Below are 18,373 nucleotides of genomic sequence, written 5' to 3' on the forward strand. Positions count from 1 at the left end.
AAAAGGGTGAGTGAGCGTCATGCGCAGGGCTGTCGTGCCGGTCGTTTTTCAGGATGGTTCCAGCGCTGAGCGCGACGCTATGTCGCGCCGCCGGCGATTGGGCGCCGCCGCCTCGGGCGCGGCGCTGCTGACCGCGCTTTCGATCTCGGGCGCGATGATCCCCGGCATGGCCATGGCCGACGGCGGATCGTCGATGCGTGTGGTCGCGGGCGCTGGTCCCGGCGGGGCCGGCGGCGTCGACGGCGACGAAGCCAGCGCGGTCGGCAAGGACGGCTCGGCGGGAACCATCGATGTCGGCTCCAATGGCGGCGGCGGGGGCGTGAATCTTCAGACCGGCAATGGCGCCCACGGCGGCTCGACTGGCGCGTCCCTGAACGGAACGGTCGGCACGGACTACGGCGCGACCGGCGCCATGGGCGCGGCGATCGATACGGCCCAGACCATCACCGGAACCATCGCTGGCGCAACGGGCGGGCTGGGCGCCGACGCGACCGGCACGGTTGGACAGGCCGACCACGTCTCGGCCTCTGGCCATGGCGGCGGCGGCGTCGGCGTCAGCGCGACGGCCGACGTGACCGTCGACGGCGGTGCCTTGGTCCAAGGCGGCGCCGGCGGCGGCGTCACATTGGGGCTGATCACCGGTCGCGGCGGCGGCGGCGGCGGTGTCGGCATCTTCACAAACAGCGATGTGACGGTCCTGTCCGGCGGTTCGGTGACCGGCGGTGTAGGCGGCGCCGCCAATGGCGCCGCCGGGGGCGGGGGCGGTGCGGGCGTCGTCCTGACCGAGCGCGGCGAGGTCATCAACGCCGGCGTCGTGACTGGCGGGCGTGGCGGCAACGCGCTGACAGGCAACTTCACCGGCGGCGGCGGCGCGGGCGTCTGGCTCCTGAACGGAGGCAGCGTCACAAACCTGGCCGGCGGCGCGATCACCGGCGGCGCGGCGGGTTCCGGCTGGCCGAACTATCTGGGCATCGGCGGCGCCGGCGTGCGGGGCGCGGACATCACGCTGGTCAACGCCGGCGCCATCACCGGCGGCAACAGGCAATTGGGCGGGCGCGCCAACGCGGTCTGGTTCACCGGCGGGGTGAACTCGCTGGAGATCTGGTCGACCTCGACGATCACTGGCAACGTCCAGGCCTTCAGCGCCGCCGACCGCCTGATCCTGGGCGGGGCGACGAATGCGTCGTTCGACGTCTCGCTGATCGGCGCGGCGGCGCAGTACCGGGGCTTCGGCGGTTTCGAGAAGACGGGCGCCTCGACCTGGACCCTGACCGGGACCAACGCCGGCGTCACGCCCTGGACCCTGCGCGAAGGCGTGCTGGCCATCACCGACGACGCGGCGCTGGGCGATGCGGCGGGCGCGCTGACCTTCGACGGCGGCGCGCTGAGCACGACCGGCTCGTTGGCCATGGCCCGCGACGCCGTCATGGCCAGCACGGGCCGGCTGATCATCGCCAATGCGATCGACACCCTGACGCTGAACGGCGACCTGTCCGGCGCGGGCGGCCTGACCAAGGAAGGGCTGGGTTCGCTGGTCCTGACCGGCGACAACAGCGCCTTCACCGGCGTGCTGACCAACCAGGCCGGCGTGCTGCAAATCGGCGCCGGCGGCGCCGTGGGCGACTTCGCCGCCGACATCGTCAATACCGGCTCGCTCTGGACCAACCACACCGGCGACCTCGTCTTGTCGGGCGACATCACGGGCACGGGCGGCTTCGTCAAGTACGGGTCGGGCCGCACGGTGCTGACCGGAAACAACGGCTATCGCGGCTCGACCTCCGTCGAGGCCGGCACGCTGGTGGTCAACGGCGGTCGATCGATCAGCCAGGCCCTGACCGTGGTCCGCTCGGGCGCGACCCTGGCCGGCGACGGCGTCATCGGCGGCCAGGTGCTGGTGCAGGCGGGCGGCGCGCTGACGCCCGGCGACGGCGCGGGCACGCTGACCATCAATGGTAATCTGACGCTGCAGGCGGGCTCGTTCCTGGGCTACGAACTGGGCCAGGCCAACCTGGCGGGCGGGGCGTTCAACGACCTGCTGGTGGTCGGCGGCGCCCTGTCGCTGGACGGAACGCTGAACGTCGGCGTCGCCCCGGGCGGCAGCTTCGATCCCGGCCTCTACCGGATCATCAGCTACGGCGGGGCGCTGACCGGCGCCGGCCTGACCATCGGGGCCATGCCGACGCCTGAGTTCTTCGTCCAGACCTCGCTGGCCGGCCAGGTGAACCTGGTCAACAGCGCCGGGCTCTCGTTCCGCTTCTGGGACGGCGCGACGGGCGCGCGCAACAACGGCTGGGTCGAGGGCGGCCTTGGCCTGTGGCAGCGCTCGACGGGCAACGACAACTGGGTCGACGAGGGCAACGTGCCCAACGGGACCTACGAGGACGGCTCTTTCGCCGTGTTCGGCGCGACGGGCGGCCGCGTGACCGTGGACGCCAGCCTGGGCGCGGTCGAGACCGCCGGCATGCAGTTCGTCAGCGACGGCTACGTGATCGGCGGCGACGCCCTGTCCCTGAGCGGCTCGGAAGCCTTCATCCGCGTGGGCGACGGCACGGCGGCCGGGGCCGGGATCACCGCCACGCTCGAGAGCGCGCTGACGGGCTCGGCGACGCTGGTCAAGAGCGACCTGGGCGCGCTCGTCCTGTCGGGGACCAACAGCTACACCGGCGGCACGACGCTGCGCGGCGGCGAGGTGCGGATCGGCGCCGACGGCGCGCTGGGCGCGGCCTCGGGCGTCCTGACCTTCGACGGCGGACGCCTGACGACGACCGCCGACCTGTCGCTGGATCGCGGGGTGGCGCTGCTGAAGTCGGCGTCCATCTCCACCGCCTCCGGCACGACCGCGACCCTGAACGGCGCGGTCAGCGGTTCGGGGGCGCTGGTCAAGCAAGGATCCGGAACCCTGGTGCTGGCGGTAGACGCCGCCTACACGGGCGGGACCCTGATCGAGGGAGGCGCGCTGCGGATCGGCGCCGGCGGCGCGACCGGCAGCCTGTCGGGCGACGTCGCCAACGACGGCCTGCTGGTCGCCGACCGTTCGGGCCTGCTGACCCTGGCGGGCCGGATTTCCGGCTCTGGCGGCTTCGTCCAAGCCGGGTCCGGCGTCACGGTGCTGGCCGGCGCCAACACCTATGCCGGCGTCACCGAGGTGGCGGTCGGGACCCTGGTGGTCAACGGCGACCAGTCGGCCGCCACGGGCCTGACCTCGATCGCCGGCGGCGCGGCCCTGGGCGGTTCGGGCGTGATCGGCGGCGACGTGGCGGTGGCCGCGGGCGGCGCGATCGGCCCGGGCAACAGCCCCGGCACGCTGACCATCAACGGTGATCTGACCCTCGCGCAGGGCGCGTTGCTGAACTTCGAACTGGGCGCGGCCGGCGTCGCCGGCGGTCCGCTGAACGACCTGATCGTGGTCGGCGGCGACCTGGCCCTGGACGGGACGCTGAACGTCTCGGTTCCGACCGGCGGCGCCTTCGACGCGGGCGTCTATCGCCTGATCAGCTACGGCGGGGCCCTGACCGACGACGGCCTGTCGCTGGGAACCCTGCCAGCCGGCGCGGGCGCCTACGTCCACACCGGCTTCGCGGGGCAGGTCAACCTGGTGAACACCGCCGGCCTGACGCTGAACTACTGGGACGGCGCGGCCAGCCCGGGCTTCGACGGCGTGGTCGGCGGCGGCGACGGAACCTGGCGCGCGGCCGGCGACCTGAGCTGGACCGGCGACGCGGGCGCGATCAACGCCGGATACGCCGGCGGCGCCTTCGCGGTGTTCGCCGGCGCGGCGGGCGTGGTGACCATCGACGGCGGGCAGGGGGCGGTCAGCGCCTCGGGCCTGCAGTTCATGACCGACGGCTATCGCATCCAGGGCGACGTCCTGACCCTGACCGGCGCCCAGGCGAACATCCGTGTCGGCGACGGCACGGCGGCGGGCGCGGGCATGACCGCCACCATCGCCTCGGCGATCGGCGGCGCGGGCGAACTGGTCAAGACCGACCTTGGCGCGCTGGTCCTGGCCGGCGCCAACAGCTACGCGGGCGCGACCAGCGTCAAGGCCGGCGGCCTGTACGTAAACGGCGACCAGTCGGCGGCGAGCGGCCTGACCAGGGTCGACGGCGGGCTGCTGGGCGGCTCTGGCGTGATCGGCGGCGCGGTCAGCGTGGCCGACGGGGCGACCTTGGCGCCGGGCGGCTCGGCGGGCGCGGCCGGGACCCTGACGATCAACGGCGGGCTTTCGCTGTCGAACGGCTCGATCCTCGACTTCCAGCTGGGCCAGGCCGGCGTCGCCGGCGGCGGCCTCAACGACCTGCTGGTGGTCAAGGGCGACCTGACCCTGGACGGCGTGCTGAACGTCTCCCAGACGGCCGGCGGCGCGTTCGGGGCCGGGGTCTATCGCCTGGTCAGCTACGGCGGGGTCCTGACCGACAACGGCCTGCGCATCGGCGCCACGCCGGGGGATGTCTCCAGCTACGTCCAGACCTCGGTCGCGGGCCAGGTGAATCTGGTCAGCACCGGCGGCCTGACCCTGAACTATTGGGACGGCGCGGGCGCGGGCTTCGACGGCGTGATCGCCGGCGGCAGCGGCGTCTGGCGGGCCGGCGGGACCGAGCTCTGGGCCGACGCCGGCGGCGCGATCAACGCCGCCTACGCCGACGGCGCGCTGGCGATCTTCGGCGGCGCGGCGGGCACGGCGCGGATCGACGACGCCCAGGGGCGGATCTCGGCCATGGGGCTGCAGTTCGCGACCGGCGGCTATCGCCTCGAGGGCGGCGACCTGACCCTGCTGGGATCGCAGGCGGCCATCCGGGTCGGCGACGGCACCGCGGCGGGGGCCGGCATGACCGCTGTCATCGCCGCCGACCTGGTCGGCGCGGCGGGCCTGGCCAAGACGGACCTGGGCACGCTGGTCCTGACCGGGACCAACACCTACGAGGGCGGCACGGCGATCAACGGCGGCGTGCTGCAGGTCGGCGCCGACGCCAATCTGGGCGCGGCGAGCGGCGGCCTGTCCTTCGACGGCGGGACCCTGCGGACCACGGCGACGATGGAGACGGCGCGCGCGACGACCTTCACCGGCGCCGGCCGCCTGGACGTGGCCGGGCAGACCACCCTGACGCTGAAGGGCGCGATCTCGGGCGTCGGCGGCTTCGTCAAGGACGGGACCGGGACGCTGGTCGTCGCCGGCGACGGCTCGGCCTATGCGGGCCGCGCCTCGGTCGCCGCCGGCGCGCTGCGCGTCGACGGCGCCCTGGGCGGGGTGACCGACGTGATGAACAGCGGGCGTCTCGAAGGCGTCGGGCGGATCGGCGGGCTGGTCCTGCGTTCGGGCGGCGTCGTCGCGCCGGGCGGCGAGGGCTTCGGCGTGCTGACCGTGGCGGGCGACTTCGCGGCCGACGGCGGCTTGATCGAGATCGAGGCCGTGCTCGGCGGCGACGGCTCGCGGGCCGACCGGCTGGTCGTGGCCGGCGCGACCTCCGGCGCCGCCGAGATCAGCGTCGTCAACCGCGGCGGGCTGGGCGCCCAGACGCAGGAAGGCGTCAAGATCGTCGACGTGGCGGGCGCCTCCAACGCCCAGTTCGCGCTGCGCGGCGACTACGTCTTCCAGGGCGATCAGGCGGTCATCGCCGGGGCCTACGCCTACCGGCTGTACAAGAACGGCGTCGCCACGCCGGCCGACGGCGACTGGTACCTGCGCTCGTCGCTGGTCGATCCCGAGACGCCGACCGGACCCGAGCAGCCGCAAGGCCCGCTCTACCAGCCCGGCGCGCCGATCTACGAGGCCTATGCCGCGGACCTGCTGGGCCAGAACGGCGTGGGCGCGCTGCGCCAGCGCGTGGGCGACCGCGTGTGGGGGCAGGGCGCGACCGAGCTCGGCGGGGCCTGGGGCCGGGTCGAGGGCGAGCAGAGCCGTTCGAAGGACGCGGCCCGCTCCAACACCGGCGCCGACCTGAAGACCGACCGCTGGGCGGTGCAGATGGGCTACGACCGGGCGCTGCCGGACCAGACCTGGGGCGGCACGCTGGTGCTGGGCGCCAGCTGGCGCTACGGCGAGGCCGAGACCAAGGTCCGCTCGGTGTTCGGCGACGGGGCGATCCAGACCAACGCCTACGGCCTCGGCGCGACCGCGACCTGGTACGGGCAGGGCGGCACCTATGTCGACCTGCAGGCTCAGAACAGCTGGTACGACAGCGATCTGCGCTCCACCCCGCTGGGCGACCTGGCCAGGGGCCTGGACGGTTCGGGCGTGTCGCTCGGCGTCGAGGTGGGCAAGCCCAGGGCCCTGGCCGAGGGGCTGCAACTGACGCCGCAGTTCCAGACCGTCTATTCGCGGATCCGCTGCGACTCCTTCGAGGACGGGGCGGGCGCACAGGTCTGGGGCGATCGCGGCGAGAGCCTGCGCTCGCGGTTCGCCGCGGCCCTGGCGCGCGAAACCGAGGGCGAAAAGGGCGCTGGCCGCCTCTACGGCCAGGTCGGCGTCGCCTACGAGTGGCTGGGCGGGGCCAGCGTGATGGTCTCGGGAACCCAGCTGGCGCGTCGCGACGACCGGCTGTGGGGCGAACTGGCCGTCGGCGGCAGCCATCGCTGGCGCCAGGGTCTCAGCGTCTTTGGCGAGGCTTCGGCCGCCAGCGGCCTGAACAGCCTCGGCGACGCCTACAGCGTGCGGGCCAACATGGGTCTGCGCCTGGCGTTCTGACACGAGGGGGCCGGGACCTTCGGGTTCCGGCCCCCGCTCACGTTGCCGGTTTCGGCGGCCTTTGGTATCGGTTGAAACATTCGTTTTAATCGGTGGGCGCCATGTTCCGTTTCCTGACCTCAGACGGTCTTTCCATCGCCTGCCATGAGTGGGGCGAAGGCGCCGGGCCGCCGGTGGTGCTGCACCACGGCTTCTCGGCCAGCGGTCCGATCAACTGGAAGGCGCCGGGGATCGTCGACGTCCTGGTCGCCGCCGGCCGCCGGGTGATCGCGATCGACGCCCGGGGACACGGCGCCTCGGACAAGCCGCACGATCCGGCCTTCTACGGCGAGGCGCGGATGGCGCGGGACGTGTCGGCGCTGATCGACCACCTGGGCGTTCCGGCGATCGACCTGGCCGGCTATTCCATGGGCGCGATCGTGGGCGTGATCTGCGCGAGCCAGGAGCCGCGCGTGCGTCGCCTGGTCGTCGGCGGGGTAGGCGAGGGCGTGGTGGCCACCGGCGGCGTCGACACCCGCCACGTGCCGAACGCGGCCATCGTTCAGGCGCTGCTGACCGACGACGTCTCGGCGATCGAGCACCCGGCCGCCGTGCCCTTCCGCCTGTTCGCCGACGCCATCGGCGCCGACCGCAAGGCCCTGGCCGCCCAGGCCAGCGTCGTTCACGCCCAGCCGATCCCGCTGGACCGCATCACGGCCCCAACCCTGGTGATCGCCGGCGACGACGATCCGTTGGCCGTGCATCCCGAGCGGCTGGCCGCGGCGATCCCCGGCGCGCGCTCGCTGCTGGTGGCGGGCGACCATCGCACGGCCGTGGCCGCGCCAGCCTTCGCCCGGGCGATCGCGGATTTCCTCGCCGCCTAGCCCTTGCCGGGCCGGTAGCGGTCGATCTCGATGCCGTGGCGGCGCAGCTTGTCGTAGAAGGTCTTGCGCGGGGTCTGCAGCAGCGCCATGGCCGTGCGGGCGTCGCCGCCGCAGGCCGCCAGGGTCTCGCGGATCACCATCGCCTCGTAGCGGCCGGTGCGGTCGGCCAGACTCTCGGCCACGGCGGGCGTCGCGCCGTCGTCGGCGACCAGGGCGGACGGCAGGCCCAAGGCCACGCGCTCGGCGTAGTGCGCCAGCTCCCGCACGTTGCCGGGCCAGTCGTGGCCCAGCAGGTGGTCGCGGATCGTCGCCGTCAGGCGCGGGGCGGGGCGGCGCAGCCGCGCGGCCGCCTCGGCCAGGAAGAAGCCGAACAGCCCCGGCACGTCCTCGCGCCGCTCGCGCAGCGGCGGGACGACCAGGGTGACCACGTTGAGGCGGTAGTAGAGGTCGGCGCGGAAGGCGCCGTCGCGCACGGCCTGGGCCAGGTCGATCTTGCTTGCCGCGATGATCCGCAGGTCCAGGTGCCGGGGCTCGGCCGCGCCGACCGGCCAGATCTCGCGCTCCTCGACCACGCGCAGCAGCTTGGCCTGCATGGAGGACGACAGGCCCTCGATCTCGTCGAGGAACAGCACTCCGCGATCGGCGCGCTCTATGCGGCCGGTGCTGGGACGGCCCGCGGCGCCGGCAGCGCCGAACAGTTCGGTCTCGAACACGGCCTCGGGCAGGGCGGCGCAGTTGACCGTGACCATCGGACGGCTCCGGCGCGATCCGCCGCGATGCAGGGCGTGGGCGACGAGGCCCTTGCCGGCCCCGGTCTCGCCCTGGATCAGAACGTCGACCTCGGCCTCGGCCAGCTGGGCGATGGTAGCCCGCAGCCGCTGCATCACCGGGGTGTCGCCCAGCAGGGGCGAGCCGCCGCCGGCCTGGGCGGCGGCCTCCAGCCGGCGGTTGTCGAGCACCAGGCCGCGCTTCTCCAGCGCCCGCGCCAGGGCGGCCGTCAGGCGCTCCATCGGGAAGGGCTTGGAGACGAAGTCGTAGGCGCCGTCCTGCAGCGCGGCCACGGCCATGGCCACGTCGCCATGGCCGGTGATCAGCAGCACAGGAATGTCCGGATCGATTGCCCGCACGCGCTCGAACAGCGCCAGGCCGTCCATGCCCGGCATGCGCACGTCGGTGACCACGGCGCCGTCGAAGTCGCGGTTCAGCGTCTTCAGCGCCGCCGGGGCGTTGTCGAAGGCCGCGACCTCCAGGCCGCGCAGTTCCAGCCCCTGGGCCACGGCGCGGCGCAGGGCGTCGTCGTCGTCGACGAGCAGGATCTTGCCGGCGCTCATGGAACGGCCTTGCGCAGGGTCAGGGTGAAGGTCGCGCCGGCGCCCGGGGTCGAGGCGACGGTCAGCTCGCCGCCGAAGCCGGCGGCGATGTCGCGGGCGATCACCAGGCCAAGGCCCAGGCCGCGCGGCTTGGTGGTCAGGAACGGCGTGAACAGGGCGCGCTCGACCTCGGGCGCCAGGCCCGGACCGTTGTCGGCGACGGCGATCTCGATCGTCTCGGCGTTTTCGCGAACGGTCAGGGTCACGGCGCCGTCGGCTCGGTCCTCCACGGCCTCGAAGGCGTTCTGCAGCAGGTTGACCAGCACCTGTTCCAACCGGACCCGCTCGCCCAGCACGCTGAGGCCCGGCGTCTCGCCCCTGCGGGTCAGTCGCGCCTGCTGCCGGCGCGAGCGGCTGGCGGTCAGCAGCACCGAGCCGTCGACGACCTCGGTGACCAAGGTCGGCTCGACCCGGCCGTCGGCCTTGCGCGAGAAGGCCCGAAGCTCGTCGGTGATGCGGCCGATGCGCTCGGTCATGGCGGCGATGGCCGACAGGTTCTCGCCCGCCGCCTCGGGCTTGCCGCGCGCGATCAGCAGCAGGCCGTTGTCGGCGTTGGCGCGGATGGCGGCGACCGGCTGGTTGATCTCGTGGGCCACGCCGGCGGCGATCTGGCCCAGCGAGGCCAGCTTGTTGGCCTGCACCAGGTCGGCCTGCAGCGAACGCAGGCGGGTCTCGGTGCGCTGGCGCTCGTCGGCTTCGTGCGAGAGAGCCTGGTTGGCCTGGGTCAGTTCCCGCGTGCGGGCCTCGACGCGGCGTTCAAGCTCCAGCCGGGTCTCGCGGTCGCGCAGGGCGGCCAGTTGGATGCGCCGCCGCCGGACCCACAGCCACAGCAGGGCCGCGCTCAGCAGCGTCCAGACCAGGGCGGTGATCCAACGCGCGGCGTCGGCGGCCTGGTCGGCGGGGGCGGCGGGCGTCAGCAGGTGCAAGGTCCAGCCGGGGGCGACGTCGGCTAGGCGGGTCTCGATCTGGCGGTCGGCCTGGGCGGCGTCGGTGCGCGCGACGGTATCGCCGCGCCGCGCGCGCAGGGGCAGGGGATCGAAGGTGGCCTCGCCGTACTGGCCCTGGGTTCGCAGCGCCTGGCGGGCGGCCGGCGCCAGCGGCGTACGGGCGTGGAAGCGCCATCGAGGCTCGCTGGTGATCAGCACCAAGCCCTGCTGGTCGACGACGAAGGCCGGCTCGCCGATCGCCCGCCAGGCGGTCTCGACGGCGTCGAACTCCAGCTTGACCACCACCACGCCCAGCGGGCCGCCGGGTCCGTCGACGCGGCGGGCGAGATAGAGGCCGGGCTTGCGGCTGACCGTGCCCAGGGCGAACTGCTCGGCGTAGCCGCTGCGCAGGGCCTCGGCGAAATAGGGGCGGAAGCCGTAGTTGGAGCCGAGAAAGCTGGTCGGCTGGCGCCAGTTGCTGGCCGCGGCGGTGAAGCCGTCGGCGGCTACGACGTAGATCACCGCCGCGCGCGTCTGGGCGCCCAGCTGCTCCAGCTTGCGCGACAGCGCCTCCAGCCGGCGCGGATCGCGGGTGGCCAGGGCGGTCTCCAGGTCGGCGTCGTCGGCCAGAACCAGGGGCAGGGCGCGCTGCTTGTCCAGTTCGCTGCGCAGCACCGCCGCGTGCAGGGCCGCCGAGGCGGCGGCGCGGCCGCGCAGGCCGGTCATGGCGCGGTCGTGCGCCAGGGTTCCCACGGCCAGGACCAGGACGGCGCCGACCAGCACGGCGACCGCCGCGAACAGGGCCAGGCCCTGGCGCGAAACGCTCCGCTCGGGCGCGGGCCGCGCGCCGGCGCTCTCCGGATCTGGTTGTGTCATATTCCACACGATGTCGGCCTGGGCTGAGTGGATTATGGCACGTATGGGCCTGGAGTGAAGAGGTGAGATATGGAATTTAGTTAGGATATTCATCAGCTTGAGTCCGAATTTCGAAATCTGCTCCCGACGGCGGTGAAATCCCGCACTCTTGATCCAAGCGCCCAACCTTCAAAGGACGCGCGAGGAAACGAGAGCCAGGAGCCGCCCGATGATCCCGCAGACGACCGCCGCCGGTGGAGCGCCGCCTCGCCAGGGGCCGTGGTACACGCATCTCTACGTGCAGGTGCTGGTCGCCATCGTGGCTGGGGCCCTGATCGGCCACTTCTGGCCCAGGTTCGGGGCCGACCTGAAGCCGCTGGGCGACGCCTTCATCAAGCTGGTGAAGATGGTCATCGCCCCGGTGATCTTCCTGACCGTCGTCACCGGCATCGCCGGCATGCGCGACCTGGGGCGCTTCGGCCGCGTGGCGCTGAAGGCCTTCGCCTACTTCCTCACCTTCTCGACCCTGGCCCTGATCGTCGGGCTGATCGTCGCCAACGTCGTCCAGCCGGGCGCGGGCATGAACGTCGACCCGGCCAGCCTGCACAGCGACAAGATCGCCGACTATGCGGCGAAAGCCCACGAGACGACGATCGTCGGCTTCCTGCTGCACATCATCCCCACCACCGTGGCCGGCGCCTTCGCCGAGGGCGAGATCCTGCAGGTGCTGTTCTTCTCGGTGACCTTCGGCATCGCCCTGGCCCTGGTCGGCGACCGCGGCCAGCCGGTGATCGACCTCTTGGAAGCCACGGCCCACGCCTTCTTCAAGCTGGTGGCCATCCTGATGAAGGCCGCCCCGGTCGGCGCCTTTGGGGCCTTCGCCTTCACCATCGGCAAGTACGGCATCGGCTCGGTGATCAACCTGGCCGCCCTGGTGGGGACCTTCTACGCCACCTCGGCGATCTTCGTGCTGGTGGTGCTGGGGGCGGTGGCCCGCTTCAACGGCTTCTCGATCCTCAAGCTGCTGCGCTACCTCAAGAGCGAGCTGCTGCTGGTGCTGGGCACCAGCTCGTCGGAATCGGCCCTGCCCAGCCTGATGGAGAAGATGGAGAAGGCCGGCTGCGCCAAGCCGGTCGTGGGGCTGGTCGTGCCGCTGGGCTATTCGTTCAATCTGGACGGCACCAACATCTACATGACCCTGGCGGCGCTGTTCATCGCCCAGGCCACCGGCGTGCACCTGTCGCTGGGCGACCAGCTGGCCCTGCTGGGCGTGGCCATGCTGTCGTCCAAGGGCGCGGCCGGCGTCACCGGCGCGGGCTTCATCACCCTGGCCGCCACCCTCTCGGTCGTGCCCAGCGTCCCCGTCGCCGGCATGGCCCTGATCCTCGGCGTCGACCGCTTCATGAGCGAGTGCCGCTCGCTCACCAACTTCATCGGCAACGCCGTGGCCACCGTCGTCGTCGCACGATGGGACAAGGCCCTGGACAAGGGCCAGCTCGACGCCGCCCTGGCCGGCCGCGCCGTTCTGCCTGACGCCGAGCCGCTGCCGGCCGCCGAGTAGGCCGCTCGACCTTTCCGCAATCTGGGCCGCCCGCGCGGCGGCCTTCTCATCCTTCTTCGTCTCCCTCCCGCGCCCCGCGCGGGAGGCGGGGAGAACGCAGCCATGCGTATGCTTTTCGCCACCACGGCCCTCGTGGCCGCCAGCGCCGCGGGCGCGGCCCAGGCCCAGGACGCAGACCTCGCCCTCCTGAAAGCCCAGATCCAGGCCCTGCAGGCGCGCATCGACGTGCTGGAGCGCCAGGCGCCGGTCCCGACCGCGCCGCAGCCGGTTTCCGCGCCGGTCGCCGCAGCGGCCCCGGTCATCCAGACCCCGCCGCGCAAGGCTGCGGCCGAGCCGATACGCTGGGAGAACGCGCCGCGCTTCACCGATCCTTGGGGCGCGACCTTCAAGCTGCGCGGGCGGATCCTGCTGGACGCCGTCGACGCGACGGCCCGGCGCGATGGCTTGGCCGACTATCACGCCCGCCAGCTCAAGGCCCGGCAGCTGTTCCTCGGCGTCGAGGGCCAGAACGGCCGCTGGGGCTATCGCCTGGAGGGCGGCGCGGTCAGCGGCGGCGCCTGGGGCTGGGACGACGCCATCATCGACTATCGCCTCGACAAGCAGACCAGCCTGCTGGTCGGCAACCAGAAGGCCGCCTCGCTGGAGGGCCTGACCTCGTTCAAGTCGATCACCTTCATGGAGCGCGGCGCCTATGGCGACGTGATCGACGCCGGCTACGTGCTGGCGCTGCAGGCCGTGCGCACCGGGACCAACTGGTCGCTGTGGGCGGCGCTGCAGGGCGACAACGTCAACCGCACCGACGCGGTCGGCGGCTATGCTCCCAACCAGGCCGTCGAGCGCATGGGCGCCACCGTGCGGGCCACCTGGTCGCCGCGGCTGTCGCCGGACGATCGCCTGCACCTGGGCGTCTGGGCGCGGCGGCGCGACCGGGGCGGGGAGACCGGCTTCACCTATTCGGCGGCGGCCAACACCGCCTTCCGGCCGCAGGCGTCCAGCGGCGCGACCCTGTTCTCGACCGGCGCGGTCGGCGACGGCGACACCACCCTGGGGCTCGAGGCGGCCTTCGTCCATCGCGCCCTGTCGCTGCAGGGCGAGGCCGCGCGGATCCGGGTCGACCGCGTCGGGACCGACGTCAGCCCGGCCTTGGGCGGCCCGAACTTCGACATCGTCACGGGCTACGCCTCGGCCAGCTGGTTCGCGACCGGCGAGATGCGGCCCTACAATCCCAACGGCAGCTTTGGCCGGATCAGGGTGGCCCATCCGCTGGACCGGGGCGGCTTTGGCGCGCTGGAGTTCGCCGCCCGCTACGACTACGCCGACTTCAGCGACATGGGCGCCAACGGCGTCGCTACGCTGGCGGCGCAGACGGGCCTGGCCACGGCCGGGACCTACAAGGCCGTGACCCTGGGCGCCAACTGGTACCCCTACGCCTATGTCCGGCTCAGCGGAAACCTGACGCGGGCCCGGATCGACAACCGGCCGATCGCCGGCGCCGAACTGGACGCCGAGGTCACCATCGCCCAGGCCCGCCTGCAGCTGGAGTTCTAGCCGGCGGTCGCGAGCACCGTCCGCAGGAACGCCGCCGCCTGCCGCACCGCCGCGATGGCCGGCGGGGTGTCGCACAGCGCCTCCAGCACGGCGAAGTCGTGGATCGCGCCGATCATCCGGGCGGCGACGACCTCGACCCCGGCCCGCATCAGCTTGCGGGCGTAGGCCTCGGCGTCATCGCGGGTGACGTCGGCCTCGGCGGTGATCACCAGGGTCGGCGGCAGGCCGGCCAGGCGCCGCAGCGGGGTGTCGAGCACGAAGGCCGGCCTTTCGTCGTCGGAAGTCGCGCCCAGGCAGTCCTCGCAGTAGCGCAGGTCGTCGGCGGTGGGGCCCGGCCCCTGCGCGAAGGCCAGGCTGGAGCGGGTCTGGCCCACCGGCGCAGTGATCGGGCACAGCAGCACCTGGCCGGCCAGCCTGGGCCCGCCGGCGACTTCCAGCCTCAGCGCCAGGGCCGCGGCGATCGCCCCGCCGGCGCCGTCCCCCGCCACCGCGATATGGGCGGTGTCGAGGCCAAGGCTCGCCGCGCGCTCGACCACGGCCAGCAGGGCCAGATGGGCCTGCTCGATCTGGGCCGGGTGGCGCGCTTCGGGCGCCAGGGCGTAGCCGACGTCGACGACCGCCGCGCCGACGTCCAGGGCCAGCCGTCGCATCAGCCGCTCGTGCGTGCCGCCGCCGCCCATGATCCAGCCGCCGCCATGCAGGTAGAGCACCATCGGCAGCAGTTCGACGCGGCCCGGCGGGCGCAGGACGCGGATCGGCAGGCGCTGGTCTTCGGTCAGATGCAGGGCGAAGTCGACGACCTCGACCTCCGGCAGGTCCGATTGCGGGGCCTGAGCCGCGGCGAAGGCCTCGCGCGCGGCGGCCAGCGGCTGGTCGCGCAGGGGGACCGGGCGACGGTCCTGGCGGTCGTCGACGAACTGCTGGGTGGCGGGGTCGAGCACGGGGTGGGCCGAGGCGGGGGTCAGCACGTGGCCGGCGGAGAGGTCGGGGCGGGACACGTCGTGATCCCTCAAGCGAAGGCCGAGTCGGCGGCGTCGATCGACGCGACCTGACCGCGCTGGTGCAGGCGGCGCCAGACCAGCGGGCTGGTCTCGAAGGCGCGGCGGAAGCGGTTGGAGAAGTGGGCCTGGTCGGCGAAGCCGCAGGCGGCGGCGATCTGGCCGAGCGGCTCGTCGGTCTCGATCATCATCTGGCGGGCGCGCTCCAGGCGGCGCTGGATGATGTGCTCGCGGGCGCCGCCGCCGTAGCTGACCGCGAAGGCGCGCGAGAAGTGGCTGACGCTGAGGCGGACCAGGGCGGCCAGGTCCGACACCTTCACCGGCGCGTCGATATTGGCGGCGAGGTGGGCGTCGACCTTGCGGACCTGCCAGGGGGCCAGGCCGCCGGTGACCGGCGCGGGCCGGGCGTCGTCCAGCAGGCGCTTGCCCTCGCGCTGCACAAGTTCGATCGCCTCGCGCACCCGGCGTTCGGCGACCAGGCGGTCTTCGCGGGCGGCGGCGCGGGCGTCGGCCAGCAGGCCGGCGATCAGGTCGGGCAGGGCGCCGGCCCGCAGGTCGATCACGCGATCGAAGCCGGAGGCGGCGGCGACGGAGGTCATGGGTTCGAAAGACATGGCTGCGTTCCTTTCAGCGCCCGGCTCGCCGCCGGTGTGAAACTACGATGCCAAGGTCCTCCGCCGAGCGTGAGTTAAGCCTTGTGTAGAGTTGTTTAGCTGAGAAATGTCAGGAAAAGCAGTCGCTTGCGGTGGTGTTGCGGGCCGCTGTGAGACCGTGTTCAGCCCGCGTCGAGCAACGCCCGCGCGGCCTGGCGGTCGGGGCAGCCAGGCGCGTCGGGCAGGGCTTCCAGGGCTTCGCGCACCCGGCCGGGCTCGGCCAGCGACAGCGCCGCCCGCAGGCTCCAGGCGCCGGCGCCCTGGCCGCGCGCCAGGTCGAGCGCGGCGTGCAGGCCGGCCTCCCGCCCGGCCGGATCGCCGGCCAGGGCCGCAAGCCGCGTCAGTTCGGGGCCGACCCAGGTCGAGGGCTCCTGGTCGAGGCGGGCCAGCATGGCGGCGTCGATTAGCCCGGCATCGACGGCGGCGAAGCACTCGACCTGCATCGGGAAGGCGCCCGCCGGGACGCCGACCGCCGGATCGAGGGCGGCCAGATAGCCCTGGCCCCACAGTTCCCAGAACCGCACGCCGCGACCCTGAGCCCGCTCCAGCAGGCGCTCGACCCAGTGGCGGGCCAGGTCCGCGCGGCCAGTCCACAGGGCGACGGGCGCAGCGCCGACGGCCAGGCCGTAGCAGATCGTCAGGTCGTGGTCGGTGGCCAGGGCCGCCTCGGCCGTCTCCTGGGCCAGCCGCAGGGCCTGTGCGGACTCGCCGCGCAGCCACAGGATCCGCATCTTCAGCGCCTGGGCGGCCACGGTGTCGTTGACCTGGGCGTGGTTGGCCTGGTTGGCCACCACCGGGCCGACATGGGTGGCGATGACCCGCTCGATCAGCTCGAGCGCTGTCCGCTGGTCGCCGGCGAAATGGTGGCGCAGGGCCTGCATGTGGTCGGCGGTCTGCAGGGCGGCGGGATCGCCCACGGCCCGCGCGATGGCCTGGAAGCCGTCGGCGAAGACGGCGCAGTCGGCGTAGCGTCCGGCCAGGATGGCCTGGGCCCAGCGGCCCCAGCCGGCCCGCAGCCGCAGGCCCGGATCGTCCAGCGCCTCGGCGATGGTCAGGGCGCGGGCGAAGGCGGTCTCCATCGCCGGGGTCGGGCCGTGGGTGTGCCACAGGGCGTGACCCTGGGCGGTCAGCAGCTCGACCTCGGCGGCCGAGGCCGCCAGGTCGGTGTCGGCGATGCTCTTGAGGGCCTTCTCGACCAGGGCCAGGAACTCGCGCGGCAGGCTGAGGTGGAACCACAGCGGGGCCGAGACCACGGTCAGGCGGATGGCCAGCGGCAGGTCGCCGGCCGGCGAGAACGCCCAGGCGAGGGCGGCGCGCACGTCGTCGACCAGGCGGCTCTTCTCGGCCAGCCACTCGCGGCGGGCGCGGCCTTCCCAGGCGCTGTCGGTGTCGGCCAGCTCGGCGCAGCAGTATTCGGCGTGGCGGCGCGCGGCCTCGCCGGCGTCAGGGCGGGCGGCCAGCGCTTCGCGGGCGTAGGCGCGGGTGGTGTCGAGCAGGCGATAGAGAGTGGCCGCCCCCGACGCGTCGACCGACAGCAGCGACTTGCGGGCCAGGGCGGTGACGATGTCGAGCACGTCGTGGCGGCTAAGGCTCCCGTCAGCGGCGACCACGCGGGCGGCCTCCATCGGAAAGGCGCCGGCGAACAGGCTCAGGCGGTCCAGCACCGTGCGGCCCTCGACCGGCAGCAAGCCGTAGCTCCAGTCCAGCGTCGCGCGCAGGGTCTGCTGGCGGGGCAAGGCGGTGCGCCGGCCCTTGGTCAGCAGGCCGAAGCGGTCGTCGAGATTGGCGGCCAGTTCGGCGGCGCTCATCATGTCGATGCGGGCGGCGGCCAGTTCCAGCGCCAGCGGCATGCCGTCCAGCCGGCGGCAGATCTCGGCCACGGCGGCGGCGTTGGCGTCGGTCAGGGCGAAGGCGTCGTCGCTGGCCCGGGCCCGCTCGACGAACAGCTGCACGGCCGCGTAGCCGGCGGCGGCCTGGGCGTCGATCGCGTCGCCTTCCGGCGCCGGCAGGGTCTGCAGGCGGTGCACCCATTCGCCCTCGGCCCGCAACGCCTCGCGGCTGGTGGCCAGCACCAGGGTCTGGGGGGCGCCCAGGTGGATCGCCTGGGCGAGGTCGGCGGCGGCGTCGACCACGTGCTCGCAATTGTCCAGCACCAGCACGGCCGGGGCCTGGGACAGCCGCGCCACCACGGCGGCCAGGGCGTCGCGGCCCGAGCCTGGCAGGTCGAGGGCGGCGGCGGCGGTCCCGGCCACCAACTCCGACTGGGCCACGGGCGCCAGATCGACGAACACCCAGGGCAGGCCCTGGGCCTGGGCCACACGCTCGGCGACGGCCGCGGCCACGGTGGTCTTGCCGATGCCGCCGGGGCCGATCACCGTCATGAAGCCGCGCTCCGGCAGCAGCTCGACGAGGCTGTCGACGATGGCGTCGCGTCCGACGATCCGCCGCGCGCCGGGCCGGGCGCGAGCGGGGGCGTGTGGCGCGGCCGGCGCAGTGGCGGGAGCCGCGTCAGGTCGCGCGATCGGCGCGACGAAGCGATAACCACGCCCCTGTTCGTTCAGCACGTAGCGGGCGCCGTCGCGGCCGTCGCCCAGGGCCTTGCGCAGGCCGGCGATGTGCACGCGCAGGGTGCTCTCGTCGACCGTCACGTCGGCCCACACCCGCGCCAGCAGCTGGTCCTTGCTCAGCAGTTCGCCGTCGGCGTCGATCAGGGCCAGCAGGATGTCCAGCGCCCGGCTGCCGATCGCCACGGGCTGGCCGCCGGCGCTGAGCAGCCGCCGTTCGCGGTCGAGGGCGAACGGGCCGAAGGTGAGCGATGTGGCGGCGGGCGTGGACGGCATGAGGGCGGTTTCGCGCGGATTCGTTCGGTGTCGATAGAACTAATCTTGCGCGATGGCGCGACCGTGACCGCCCT

Annotated in this window: 9 protein-coding genes; 4 read left to right on the forward strand and 5 right to left on the reverse strand. The window is 73.4% G+C overall.

What is annotated here, in order from left to right:
- Positions 1-79: 79 nt before the first annotated feature.
- Both C1707_RS16050 and C1707_RS16055 read left to right on the forward strand, forming a co-directional pair.
- Positions 80-6,685, forward strand: coding sequence for an autotransporter outer membrane beta-barrel domain-containing protein (locus tag C1707_RS16050; RefSeq protein ID WP_145998505.1), 6,606 nt, complete (start codon positions 80-82; stop codon positions 6,683-6,685).
- Positions 6,686-6,786: 101 nt separating this feature from the next.
- A complete protein-coding gene (locus C1707_RS16055; RefSeq protein WP_101715919.1) occupies positions 6,787-7,548 on the forward strand; it encodes an alpha/beta fold hydrolase in 762 nt (253 codons plus the stop codon).
- Here C1707_RS16055 and C1707_RS16060 read toward each other — a convergent pair.
- Both C1707_RS16060 and C1707_RS16065 read right to left on the reverse strand, forming a co-directional pair.
- Entirely contained in the window at positions 7,545-8,879 is a 1,335-nt protein-coding gene (locus C1707_RS16060) for a sigma-54-dependent transcriptional regulator (protein WP_101715920.1), read from the reverse strand. The two genes, C1707_RS16055 and C1707_RS16060, sit on opposite strands and share 4 nt — an antisense overlap.
- Positions 8,876-10,720: a sensor histidine kinase gene (locus C1707_RS16065; RefSeq protein ID WP_101715921.1), complete on the reverse strand. Its 1,845-nt coding sequence runs from the start codon at positions 10,718-10,720 to the stop codon at positions 8,876-8,878. The genes C1707_RS16060 and C1707_RS16065 overlap by 4 nt, the downstream gene beginning before the upstream one ends.
- A gap of 208 nt (positions 10,721-10,928) precedes the next feature.
- On the opposite strand from C1707_RS16065, the gene C1707_RS16070 reads away from it, so the two are divergent.
- Together C1707_RS16070 and C1707_RS16075 are read left to right on the forward strand one after the other, a co-directional pair.
- Positions 10,929-12,260, forward strand: a complete 1,332-nt coding sequence (locus C1707_RS16070) for a dicarboxylate/amino acid:cation symporter (RefSeq protein WP_123170763.1) — start codon at positions 10,929-10,931, stop codon at positions 12,258-12,260.
- A 102-nt stretch (positions 12,261-12,362) separates the two neighbouring features.
- Positions 12,363-13,808, forward strand: coding sequence for an OprO/OprP family phosphate-selective porin (locus tag C1707_RS16075; RefSeq protein WP_101715981.1), 1,446 nt, complete (start codon positions 12,363-12,365; stop codon positions 13,806-13,808).
- On the opposite strand, the gene C1707_RS16080 is transcribed toward C1707_RS16075, so the two are convergent.
- From C1707_RS16080 to C1707_RS16090, 3 genes are all read right to left on the reverse strand, one after another.
- The gene (locus C1707_RS16080) at positions 13,805-14,806 is read right to left on the reverse strand and encodes an alpha/beta hydrolase fold domain-containing protein (protein WP_101715980.1); all 1,002 of its coding nucleotides are present in this window, start codon (positions 14,804-14,806) and stop codon (positions 13,805-13,807) included. The two genes, C1707_RS16075 and C1707_RS16080, sit on opposite strands and share 4 nt — an antisense overlap.
- Before the next feature lie 11 nt (positions 14,807-14,817).
- The gene (locus tag C1707_RS16085) at positions 14,818-15,420 is read right to left on the reverse strand and encodes a helix-turn-helix transcriptional regulator (RefSeq protein WP_101715979.1); all 603 of its coding nucleotides are present in this window, start codon (positions 15,418-15,420) and stop codon (positions 14,818-14,820) included.
- A 161-nt stretch (positions 15,421-15,581) separates the two neighbouring features.
- Positions 15,582-18,299, reverse strand: coding sequence for an ATP-binding protein (locus C1707_RS16090; protein ID WP_101715978.1), 2,718 nt, complete (start codon positions 18,297-18,299; stop codon positions 15,582-15,584).
- Between the last annotated feature and the right edge of the window lie 74 nt (positions 18,300-18,373).

Origin of the sequence: Caulobacter flavus (assembly GCF_003722335.1) — a bacterium.
In the GTDB taxonomy this organism is placed as follows: Bacteria; Pseudomonadota; Alphaproteobacteria; order Caulobacterales; family Caulobacteraceae; genus Caulobacter; species Caulobacter flavus.